Annotated in this window: 8 protein-coding genes; 7 read left to right on the top strand and 1 reads right to left on the bottom strand. The window is 60.5% G+C overall.

The genetic code is table 11. From position 1 onward, the window contains the following. Nucleotides 1–58: 58 nt before the first annotated feature. Nucleotides 59–937 (bottom strand): NmrA family NAD(P)-binding protein, encoded by an 879-nt coding sequence (locus ABIZ35_RS28125; RefSeq protein WP_348223266.1) that lies wholly within the window; start codon nucleotides 935–937, stop codon nucleotides 59–61. A 156-nt stretch (nucleotides 938–1,093) separates the two neighbouring features. Here ABIZ35_RS28125 and ABIZ35_RS28120 point away from each other — a divergent pair, with 156 nt between their 5' ends. The 7 genes from ABIZ35_RS28120 (at nucleotide 1,094) to ABIZ35_RS28090 (ending at nucleotide 9,815) form a co-directional block, all read left to right on the top strand. Beyond that, nucleotides 1,094–1,672 (top strand): PadR family transcriptional regulator, encoded by a 579-nt coding sequence (locus tag ABIZ35_RS28120; RefSeq protein ID WP_348223265.1) that lies wholly within the window; start codon nucleotides 1,094–1,096, stop codon nucleotides 1,670–1,672. A gap of 124 nt (nucleotides 1,673–1,796) precedes the next feature. Further along, entirely contained in the window at nucleotides 1,797–2,693 is an 897-nt protein-coding gene (locus ABIZ35_RS28115) for a type II secretion system protein (protein WP_348223264.1), read from the top strand. 179 nt (nucleotides 2,694–2,872) lie between these two features. Then, complete coding sequence (locus ABIZ35_RS28110; RefSeq protein WP_348223263.1) at nucleotides 2,873–3,406, top strand: hypothetical protein; 534 nt, start codon at nucleotides 2,873–2,875, stop codon at nucleotides 3,404–3,406. A gap of 196 nt (nucleotides 3,407–3,602) precedes the next feature. Continuing rightward, on the top strand, nucleotides 3,603–4,367 hold the full coding sequence (locus ABIZ35_RS28105; RefSeq protein WP_348223262.1) for a DUF4412 domain-containing protein: 765 nt from the start codon (nucleotides 3,603–3,605) through the stop codon (nucleotides 4,365–4,367). Nucleotides 4,368–4,587: 220 nt separating this feature from the next. Next, nucleotides 4,588–5,379 carry a hypothetical protein gene (locus ABIZ35_RS28100; RefSeq protein WP_348223261.1) on the top strand — a complete coding sequence of 264 codons (792 nt, stop codon included), beginning with the start codon at nucleotides 4,588–4,590 and terminating at the stop codon, nucleotides 5,377–5,379. Nucleotides 5,380–5,443: 64 nt separating this feature from the next. Then, on the top strand, nucleotides 5,444–7,894 hold the full coding sequence (locus ABIZ35_RS28095; protein WP_348223260.1) for a Cache 3/Cache 2 fusion domain-containing protein: 2,451 nt from the start codon (nucleotides 5,444–5,446) through the stop codon (nucleotides 7,892–7,894). Between the two features lie 190 nt (nucleotides 7,895–8,084). Then, on the top strand, nucleotides 8,085–9,815 hold the full coding sequence (locus tag ABIZ35_RS28090; RefSeq protein ID WP_348223259.1) for a PP2C family protein-serine/threonine phosphatase: 1,731 nt from the start codon (nucleotides 8,085–8,087) through the stop codon (nucleotides 9,813–9,815). Nucleotides 9,816–9,885 lie beyond the last annotated feature (70 nt).

Raw genomic sequence — 9,885 nt, 5'->3', positions numbered from 1 at the left:
CTGGTCCCCCAGAATTGGGGCGGAGGGGCCGTTCTAATCCTAATGCGGAGGGGCCATTTTATTCGGCCCCCTTTTGCGCAGCCCACGCCTTCGCGAAGACCTCGACGGGTGTGACAGAACCAGGGATAGGCTCGGCGCCGGGCGTCCCGAAGTCGATCCATCCCGAGTTGCACCCCTCCACCGTTTCCTCGTAAAGACCAGTCGATCCGGGCGCCATGCCGAACGCCTCCAAACTGACCGCCCACTGCTCGCGCGGGACCGCCTGTGCTTGGACAGGTCGCCCGAGCACATCACTCATTGCACGGGCGAGATCGTTCGGGCTGACCGGGGAGCCGAGCTCCACGATCTTCTTTCCCTCCCACCCGCTGACCAGCAGCTTGGCGATTTCGTTTCCAATGTCCGCCGTGGCGATCGTTGGAAACGCGCGGTCCACCGGCTGAAAGAAGCTGTAAAACACACCGGTGGACGCCGACGACGCGAGACCGCCCGTATAGTTCTCCAGAAAACCGCCAGCCCGGACTATGGCGGTCGGAAACGGAAGGTCGCCCAGCGCTTCTTCCATCAGATGGGTTGAAGTGATGTTTCCAAGGCCGCTCTCTTGCTCCGAGCCGACCGAGGACAGCAGCACGAGCCGAGGCGGGGGCGCCAGTCGCAGAGCCTCCACGAAGCTGGCGATCACGGACTTCGCTTCCGGAAAGCCCGGCGACGGAACGAGAAGCGGCGGGATCATCAGAAAGGCGCCTTCAACTCCTTCCAGGGCCGCCGCGACGGACGCGGGGTCATTGAAATCTCCCTGCCGCACATCCACGCCCTTCGCCGACCAGTCGGCGGCCTTCTGCGGGTCTCGCGCCAAGGTGCGCACTGCATGTCCCTCTTCCAGCAGCCGACGCGCGGCCGCTCCTCCGACATGCCCGGTGATTCCTGATATGAAATACATGGTGGTGTTCTCCTGACTCGTTTATCCAAAATACTTTTATCTGATTATTCTTACAAGAGTATATCCGGGCAACGCCGTCACTCAGGTATACTATCTTTCGTTGCTCTCACAAGAGTAATTGAGGAGAGTATACCCAAATACTCTCGCGAAAGTATTATGTCATCCATTCGATTATTTATTCTTTCTTCCTTCGCCGAACTCGGTCCGATGCATGGCCACCGTCTCCGGCTTGTGGCGGAGCAAAACCACGTGCACCTGTGGACCGACATTACCGTCGGCGCGGTCTACGGGGCGATGAAGCGGCTCGCCGCCGAAGGACTGCTGCGGGAGGCGGGCCAGGAGCGCGAAGGAAACCGGCCGACGCGTCAGCTTTATGAGATTACGGAGGAAGGCGGCGCCGCACTCGCGGCGCTTCGCCGTGAGGGGCTGAGCGACGTCTGGTTCAAATATGATCCGTTCGACCTCGCACTGACGCGTCTGGATTCTGACGCTTTGGAAACATTGCCGCCAATCTTGACCGAGCGTTTGACCCAGGTGCGGACCCTGCTGGCGGAAACCAAACGGGTCAATGAGGGCGCGCGTGAATACGTCGGCTTGGCGAAGCAATGGGCGCTCCGTCATACCGAATATCGGCTTGAGGCGGAGGTCGCTTACCTGACCGATCTGCTGGAAGCCGCCGGTAAGATCGTTTCCGATGAGCGTCATCCCAGCCCACGCAAAGTAAAATTGCGATGATTATCATCGATTGATTTTTTGAATACCACGTATAAATGGCGTGAGCTAACGAGCATTGAATCCCTACAATGGCTATGTAAGAGCAATTTCTGCTCGTAAACATCTTTCAAAGGTAGGATCCTAAATGTCTCAAATCGCTGCGGCCGATCAGAGCAAGCGCTCCGCATTCACGCTGATTGAACTCCTTGTTGTCATTGCAATCATCTCAGTACTGGCGGCAATTCTTTTCCCGGTCTTCGCGAAGGTTCGCGGGAAGGCGCGCCAGATTTCCTGCGCGTCAAACATGAGGCAGATCAGTCTTGGCGTGATGCAATATAACCAGGACAACGATGACAACTATCCAACGGGATCGGCAGGCAATTTAGGCCAGGGCTGGGCCGGCACAATCTATCCCTATGTCAAAAGCACCGGTGTTTTCAAGTGCGCGGACGATACGACGATGTCGGTGGCAAATGGGGATGTTGTCTCCTATCCGGTCTCCTATGCCGGTAACCTCAACTTTCTGAGAACCGACGGCAGTGGCGATCCGAACGATCCGCGCACTGGGCAGGCGCTGTCGTCTCTCGCCTCCCCGTCGAAAACAGTCCTGCTGTGTGAAGTTACGGGCATCTACGGTCCGATTACGGATGTTCAGGAACTCAATGGGGCTAATAACGTCGTTTCCTCAGTCACAAACGGACCGACCGATGGATCGATTTACCCATTCTCCGTCGGCAACTACCCGGGTGGGCACATGACGACCGGATGTCTGGGCGGGCTCGACTGCTCGGCGTCTGTCAGCGACTCCAATGGCGTTGGCTTCGCGGCGAAGACGGGGCGGCATACGGATGGCTCGAATTACATGATGGCGGACGGCCACGTCAAATGGTACAAAGGCTCATCGGTTTCCGGCGGCTCGGTCGCTCTCGCGGAAGACTGCAACCAGGGCGGCTCCCCCGCCGTGGATGACTGCGGCGCAAACCCCGGCATGTCCGCCGGAACCGGCAGCGACCAGTTCGCGGTGACCTTCAGCACGCGGTAATTACCAAAAATCGCTCAATCTCCGATGATCAGCGCCTCGCCCCGGCCTTCCTCAAACCAATGAGAGGAAGGCCGGGGCTTTTGTTTGCCGTTCTTCCACACCGCAGATGCAGGTATTCCCCATCAATTGAAGTAAACTAAGCAAGCAGCCTAGAGTGATCGAACAGAGGAAGACTAACCATGTCGCATTTCAGCAGAGCAGCCATCAACAGTTGTGTTCTCCTGTGCTGCGCTTTGGGGGCTCAATCCTGGAGCCCAATCGCCGCAGATCCAATAAAAACTATCAAGGCTTCCACGCCGAAAAAGTCTTCAGCAAAACCAGTCGTCATGGTGACAACAGTTCCGAACAAAAATGCTATCCACGTGACACTTTACAATAACAGCTCAGGCGCCATCAAAATGTCTGAGTTTATGGTTCCATGGAAGCATCGTGGCAATATAATTCTTACTGCGGTTGTCTCGGTCGTGGATGGCTGGACATTACCCAAGAACCTGATGATTGATGATCCGGGACCGGCAATCACAACCATCAAACCGGGAGAAACATTGTCAGGCGATATCAACCTCGACAGTCGATTTCCAGAACTCAAACGCGCTCGAATGAAGAACGACGTGATCATCTTCTGGAGTTATCAGCTCAAATCCATGGATTTTAAAGAAATCAAGGGATTTCCCAGAGAAGGCGGATGGCTGCTTTTGTCGCGCCACCAGTAAAGCCGATCCAGTACAAATCAGAAAAACACCCATGGGATTTATTGGGTATCACTCATATAGCACTGTTCGCGCCGTATTGCGCCAGTGGATGTCATGAATCGATTCTATGTTTCGCTTCCATGTAACTTTTTGCCCCGTAATATCGTCTCATATAGCATACATTGTCAGACCGCACTAGAAAAAGAGGATTGTTCTCATGCAGTTTCGCTCCAATCATTTCCGCTCCGCGCTGATCGCCGTCGCGGGCGTTTCTCTTCTTGCGCCAATCGCGCGCGCCGATCAGAAGATCGTCGCCGCCACCTCGGTGGACGGACCACAGCTGCGCACGATGATGGCGCAGATGTCCCCCGAGCAGAAGGCCGCCATGGGCAAGTACGGCATGGGAACTTCGATGATTTCCACCGTTTACGTCAGCGGTAAAAAGGTCCGCGCCGACACCAACGGCTCCGCAGTCCTGATGGACCCGATCGCCAAAACCGTGACGTCGCTCGATCGCGACAGCCACACTTATACGACGCGTCCATTCGATCCCGCAGCGATGAAGGGAGCGTCCGGCGTCAAGGCGAGCATCGTGGACGCCCACGATTCGAAGAAGCTCCTTGGCCATACCGCGCATCATTACAAAATGACGATCACAGCCAACTCGGGCTCCATGGCCGGCACTCCCATTCATGGCGATGTTTGGGTCGCGGCGGACATTGCGCAAACGCCGACACTGCCGACGGCTGGACCGGGCGCTGTGCTGCAGGCCGAGCTGCGAAAGATCAAGGGCTTCCCGCTCCTGACAGTCATCGCAGTTCCCAACAGTCCGACCGGACCGCTGACCGTCACCACCACCGTCAAATCCATTTCCAACGCGGCGCTGCCGGCGACGACCTTCAAAATCCCGGCGGGTTACAAAGCCAGCGCCCCCGGAGCCGGCGTAGGAGCGCCCGGAATGGGAATGCCTGGCCCCATGTAACGAAGCGGCTCACCATTCTATCTCTCAATCATGAGGCCCTGGCGGTAACCCGCCGGGGCCTTGTGTCGTTAATATCATTGAGAGATGCTCGCTTCCTGCATTTCCCCGCCAACATACCGGTTTTTCTCCCCCGCCCCAACCTTTCCCTCGTGTTCAATCGACTCCGGTCCGATAGTGAATCCAGATAACGATTTTCGCGTTCACATTGGGAGGCGCCGTAATGACATCCAAACTGCCGACTTTTGATTGGCGGCGCATACGCGCCGCCGCGTTCGTCTGCGTCTGCCTCGCCGTGCTGGCGCGATCGGCGGACGCCGCAGGGGCTCCCACAAACGCGGTGGATCTGTGCGCTGTGCAAAACGCGGGCGTCTCGGCGACGGCCCCTATGGGCTGGACGCTGGCGGCGAGCGGCGCAGGGACGAATGTCCGGCTGCGCAGCGCGGACGGAGCGATGGGAGCGGAATGGGGGCTGGCGGCGGTCGCCGTCCCGGCGCATGGCGAGAACGACGAACAAGGCGCGGACGATGCGGCCCGGATGCTGCTGACCCGATCGCTGCGCGCCATGGGCGACAGCGGCGCTCCCGCCGATTCCGCCGCGCCGCGCGCTTACGCCGGCTACTTCACCGGACGGCCCTTTGAGACACCCACGCATCGCGGCGTCCTCTTCACCCATCAATACCAGTGGGACGAAAACCAGAGCGTGGTTTCCTACTACATCGCCTGGGCGGACAAAGACCGCTGGAGCAGCGCGGGATTTGTCGCCGCCAATGTCGCCTTCTCAATCCACGCCCCGGCCCCGCAGTCGCCGCTCAACCCATTCTGGGCCGAGGGCAAGCAGGCCGAGGCCGAGGCCGGGCTGCGTCTCACTACGGACGCTTATAACCGGGAAGCGCATGTCGTTCGTCTTCCTTCCAAATCGTCCGCCCGTGTCTGCACACTCTCTCTCGGTTCCGCGCCGAATACGCAGTGTCCACGGACCGCAACTTCTCAAGTCGCGCGGAGCGACGAATAAAATCCATCCTAAACACAGTAAATCGGAGATCGCTTCGTTGAATATTGGTAAGAAACTTATGCTAATGAGCGTTGGCGGCATTGTCGTCAGCGCTCTTTCCCTCGTCGCCACCGGAGCGTGGCAAAGCGGCGTGTTCAGCGGGAAAGCCGCGAAAGAAGCGGCGAAACTCACCGACGCCGATCTGGACCACATCGCCGCCGGCGTTTACAACCTTGTGGAGACCCATGACAAGGCGATCCAGCAGCGGGTTTCCAAAGACGGTCTGACGGCCCAATACGTGCTCAACCACCACGGCGCCGTGGCGTTCACCGGCGGCAAGGTCCAATGGGAGGCGGTCAATCAGCTCAGCAAGGAAAAGCAGGTGGTCACGCTGCCCAGGATGTCGGTCGGCGGAACCTGGCTGGGCCAGAACAAGAACATCGACGTCCAGACTCCGATCGTGGACGAAATCTCCACTCTGACCGGCGCCGCCGTCACGATCTTCCAGCGTATGAACGCCAAGGGCGACATGCTGCGCGTCGCCACCAATGTACATACCAAGGCAGGCGCCCGCGCGGTGGGGACATTTATCCCCGTGGTCAACCCGGACGGCAAGGCTAACCCCGTGCTGGCGAAGGTCCTGCAGGGGGAGACGTTCCGGGGCAACGCCTTTGTCGTCAACGCCTGGTACATCTCGGGCTACGAGCCGATCAAAAACGCCAAGGGCGAAGTGGTCGGCGTTTTGTATGTCGGCGAAAAGCAGGAAAGCGTCCCAGAAATCCGCCAGGCCATCATGAGCACGAAGGTCGGAAAGACCGGCGGCATCACCGTGCTCGGCGCCAAGGGACAGCAGGAAGGCCATTATCTGATCTCGCAGGGGGGGCTTCAGGACGGCGCGGATGTCTCCGGAGAAAAAGACGCTCACGGAAACGCTTATATCGCATCGATCCTCGGCAAGGCGCGCACCCTTCAGCCGGAGCAACTCGCGACGGAGCGCTATTGGTGGAGCGACGGCAAAGCGCAGGATGCGCGGCGCAAGGTCTCCCGCATCGCCTACTACGCGCCCTGGGACTGGGTCATCTGCGTGACGGCTTATGAAGACGACTTCAACGGCTTCGACGCGCAGCTGGAGGCGGGACGCGCATCCATGCTCCAGGTCTTTCTCATCGTCGCCCTGCTGATCGCGGCGCTGGGCGGCGCGCTCAGCGGGATCTTTGCGCGCGGCATTTCACGGCCGCTCACGGAGATCGGCGCCGTCGCGAACGATCTGGCGGACGGCAAAATCGACCGGGAGATCGCTTATCGCCGCAAGGACGAGATCGGCGATCTTGCCGCCGCGTTTCGGCGGCTGATCCAGTACCAGCAGGACATGACATGCGTGGCGACCGCGATCGCCTCCGGAGACCTGCGCGGCAATATCACTCCCAAATCCGAAGGCGACTCCCTGGGACGCGCCTTTGCGAAGATGGTCTCCAGCCTGCGAACGCTGATCGGGCAGGTCTCCTCCAGTGCGGACGACGTCGCCGCGCGCAGCGAGTTTGTGTCTCAGGCCACGGCGCAGGCGACCGGAGTGGTGCAGGAGATTGCGCAGACGGTGCAGGATGTCGCGGCGGCGGCGGATCAATCGGCGGATGCCTGCCAGACCCTGGCTGAGGGGGCGGAACGCCAGGCGGCCTCCACGGAGCAGGCGGACAAGGGAATGCAAAGCTCGGCGGCGGCCGCCGCCGAAGCGGCGCGCTCATCAGAACAAGTCGCTCGGACGGCGCGGCAGGCGGCGGAGATCGCCGGCGATGGTGGCAAGGCGGTCTCCGAGACCATCGAACGGCTGGCGCTGATCCAGCAGCAAGTCGAGGCGTCGGCAAAGACCGTGGGGGCGCTTGGCGTTAAGAGCCATGAGATCGGCCAGATTGTCGAGACGATCGAACAGATCGCGGCGCAAACCAACCTGCTTGCTTTGAATGCGTCTATCGAAGCGGCGCGCGCCGGAGAAGCAGGACGCGGCTTCACGGTGGTGGCCGAAGAGGTGCGGAAACTGGCGGAACGGTCGTCAGCGGCGGCAAAAGAAATCGCCGACCGGATCGGGGGCATACAGATCGAGGTGAATGAAGCCGTCGCCGCAATGGAGACCAGCACGCGAGAGGTGAGCGCGGGCGCCGATCAGGGCCGCGAGACGGCGGACGCCCTGCGGCGGATCGTGGAAACGTCGAACGGCGTCGCCCGGGACATCCAGCTTGTCTGCGGCGCCGCCGAGGAAATGGCGGGATCTCTGGGCTCCGTGTCGGACACCGTCGCCGACGCGCGGCGCATCGGCGAAGACGGCCGCCGCTCCGTGGCGACCATGGCGAGCGCGGCCGAGCAGGTCTCGGACGGCGCGCAAAGAATGGCCGCGATGGCGCAAAATCAAGCGCGTATGGTCGGCGACGTCAGCGACGCCGCCGGGGAGCTCACCGTCATGGCCGGCGGCCTGCGCGCCATCGTCGGACAGTTTCAGCTTTTAAGCTCGGAAGAAGTCCGGGACATCCAGAGAGCCGCATAAAAACCGCATCAGAAACTGTAACCAAATATTAATGTTAAGACCCAAGCAGAGTGAGGCGATTTGACGCGCACAAGTATAATAATAAAGAAAGGCGGGTAATGATACGGAATAATCAAGTGATTATTCTCCGTGTGCTGACGGAAGTTGGCAAGGCCGAAGGCAGTTTCTGATGAACGGCGCTGGAAATATTTTGACACGATCCATAACTAATGACCAAGATGGATACGACTGCCTCGCCGGCGGTGGAGAAATGGGCGCACGTATGCGCGCCCTGGATTGGTCCACGACTCCCGTCGGCCCGGTCTGCGATTGGCCGCAAAGCCTGCGCACGGCGGTCAGTATCTGCCTGGGGTCGGGACATCCGATTGAAATTTGGTGGGGTCCGCAGTACGTCAGGTTCTACAACGACGCCTATCGGCCGATCCTTGGGTCGGGCAAGCATCCGCAGTTTTTAGGGCGACCGGGCCAGGAATGCTGGTTCGAAATCTGGGATGAGATCGGTCCCATGCTGGACGGCGTTCGGGAAACAGGCATCGCCACCTTCTCCGAAAACTATCCGCTGATGGTCACCCGCAATGACGAAATTGAGGAGACGTACTTCACCTTCTCCTACGGTCCTTTGCGCGATGAAACCGGCGGCGTGGGCGGGATTTTTTGCGCCTGCCGCGAGACTACGGCCGAAGTCCTGACCGCGCGCCGCCATCGGACCCTGCGGGAGATGACCGTCCACGCCGCGTCGGCGCAGGACGCCGTCGAGGCCAGTCTCAAGGTGCTCACCGACAATCCCTCCGATATTCCCTTCGCGCTCGTGTATCTGATGGACAACAACTATGCCGCCCGCCTCGCCGGATCGGCCTGGGCGACTCCGAATTCGCCGGTCGCTCCGCGCACGATCGATCTGCGTTCCGACGTTCCCGACAGCTGGCCACTCGCCCTGGCCGCAAACGGGCCATTCATCGTGGAGGACCTGACCGCACGGTTTGAAGCGCTGCCCACGCCGCGCTGGCCGGAGCCACCCCGCTCTGCGCTGATCCAGCCGATCGCAGTCGACGGAGACGGATCGCAGCGTGGCTTCGTGGTGCTGGGGATCAACCCAAGGCACGAGATGGACGCTGATTATTACGAATTTCAAGAGATGGTAGTCAGCCACATCGGCACGGCGATCGAGGCGGGGCGCATTCAGCAGCGCGAGCACGCCATCGCCACACAGCTCCAGGCCGCGCTGCAGCCGGAGTTGCCCACCGCCATCCCCGGACTGATCCTGGCCGACCATTACCGGCCCGCCCTCAGCGAGGCGGAGATCGGCGGCGACTTTTATGACGTATTTACCGCTGACAAGGGCGTGACGTACATGGTGGTTGGCGATCTTTCCGGCAAAGGTCTCGCCGCCGCCTCGCAGGTCGCGACCGTCCGAAACATGCTTCGCTTCTCCCTGTACAATAGCGCCACGACGGCTAGCGCCATCTCGGCTCTCAACGACACTATCGCCGACTACAACCTGCTGGCGGGATTCGCAACGCTGTTCGTGGGGCAGTACGACGCCGGCGCGCGCCTCTTCACCTATGTCAACTGCGGCCAAGAACCGGGACTGCTGCGCCGGGCGGCCGACGGAGCGATTGAGGAGTTGGCGCCGACCGGGCCGGTGCTGGGCGCCCAGTCACGCGCCGATTTCCGAGAAGTCTCTCTTCCGGTGGCGCACGGCGACACGCTGGCGATCTTCACGGACGGTCTGACGGAAGTCGGCTCCCGCCGCACCGAGCTGCTCGGACTTGCGGGCGTCAAAACCCTCCTCGCCGATGCGCCCACGGACGACGCCGCCGCCATCGCCGCCAGCCTCATCGCCGGCGTGGAGGCCTACGCGCAGGGCGGCGTCCGCGACGACCAATGCCTTCTCATTAGCGTCATCGACGGCGTGCGGTAAATCCACAACCGTTCTCCTCGGATTCGGCCTTGGCCAGGGTATATCAAACGCAAAAAAGCGAGAGCCATTT

This window comes from Capsulimonas sp. (assembly GCF_039929585.1).
Lineage (GTDB): Bacteria > Armatimonadota > Armatimonadia > Armatimonadales > Capsulimonadaceae > Capsulimonas.
Note: the sequence above shows the minus strand (reverse complement) of the source record. Positions and strands in the feature narration are given on the sequence as shown.

Bases quoted from the DNA above. Each gene is read 5' to 3' on its own strand.
- ABIZ35_RS28125 (WP_348223266.1), bottom strand. From the start codon at position 937: ATGTATTTCATATCAGGAATCACCGGGCATGTCGGAGGAGCGGCCGCG.
- ABIZ35_RS28120 (WP_348223265.1), top strand. From the start codon at position 1,094: ATGTCATCCATTCGATTATTTATTCTTTCTTCCTTCGCCGAACTCGGT.
- ABIZ35_RS28115 (WP_348223264.1), top strand. From the start codon at position 1,797: ATGTCTCAAATCGCTGCGGCCGATCAGAGCAAGCGCTCCGCATTCACG.
- ABIZ35_RS28110 (WP_348223263.1), top strand. From the start codon at position 2,873: ATGTCGCATTTCAGCAGAGCAGCCATCAACAGTTGTGTTCTCCTGTGC.
- ABIZ35_RS28105 (WP_348223262.1), top strand. From the start codon at position 3,603: ATGCAGTTTCGCTCCAATCATTTCCGCTCCGCGCTGATCGCCGTCGCG.
- ABIZ35_RS28100 (WP_348223261.1), top strand. From the start codon at position 4,588: ATGACATCCAAACTGCCGACTTTTGATTGGCGGCGCATACGCGCCGCC.
- ABIZ35_RS28095 (WP_348223260.1), top strand. From the start codon at position 5,444: ATGAGCGTTGGCGGCATTGTCGTCAGCGCTCTTTCCCTCGTCGCCACC.